The sequence below is a fragment of the Corallococcus exercitus genome, assembly GCF_003611585.1.
Taxonomy (GTDB): Bacteria; Myxococcota; Myxococcia; order Myxococcales; family Myxococcaceae; genus Corallococcus; species Corallococcus exercitus.
Genome location: NZ_RAVW01000836.1, coordinates 1 through 797 on the forward strand (window position 1 = coordinate 1; position 797 = coordinate 797).

Genomic DNA, 797 nt, shown 5'->3' on the forward strand with positions numbered 1-797 from the left:
CCCCACGGGGTTTCATGCGAGCCCTCCTTCCACGAGGCGGAACGCGCCCTCCTTCCGCGCGCCCTGTTCGCCGGAAGCAGGCGCGCATATAGGCTCCCGCCGGAGTTCCTTTCGTGGAGCACCCCGTTTCCCCCATGAGCAGCCGTTCCTCTTCCGCACCGGACGTCACCGACGACGCCCAACCCGTGGGCACCTCGGACGTGAAGGTCCGCGCCCAGCGCTCCATCGTCGCCCTGGGCCTGCGGACGCTCGGCTCCCTGGGCCTTCGCGTGGTGAGCTCGCTCGCCCTGTCGCACCTGCTCTTCCCCTCGGACTACGGCGCCTTCGCCATCGTGGCGTTCACCGCGGCCATGGGCGCGTACCTGGGTGACCTGGGGCTCAGCGCGTCCCTGGTGCGGCAGGAGCACGAGCCCACCGAGGATGAGATCAGCACCGCGTTCTGGAGCCACCAGGCGTTCACCGTCGCCATCGTGGCGGTGCTGCTGGGGCTCGCGCCGCTGCTGGCGCGCTCCTATGAGCTGGGGCCCTCTGGCGCAGCCATGGTGAGCGCGGTGGCGCTGGGGCTGTTCTTCCACTCGCTGCGCGTCATCCCCATCATGATGCTGGAGCGCCACCTGCACTTCCCCGCCATCGCGCGCGTGGAGCTGGTGGAGAACGTCGCGCAGACGGCCTCCACCATCGCCCTGGCCGCGATGGGGGTGGGCGCCTGGGCGCTCATCGGCGGCGGTCTGGTGCGCGGCGCGGTGGGGCTGGTGATGCTGTGGCGGGCGGCTGCGTGGCGTCCACGCGGGCGGGTG

The 797-nt window shown here is 71.6% G+C and carries 1 protein-coding gene; it reads left to right on the forward strand.

Annotation, left to right across the window (positions count from 1 at the left end):
• Nucleotides 1-134: 134 nt before the first annotated feature.
• Nucleotides 135-797 (forward strand): oligosaccharide flippase family protein (locus tag D7W79_RS42405; protein WP_147442372.1); only part of this gene is annotated, 663 nt, incomplete at its 3' end.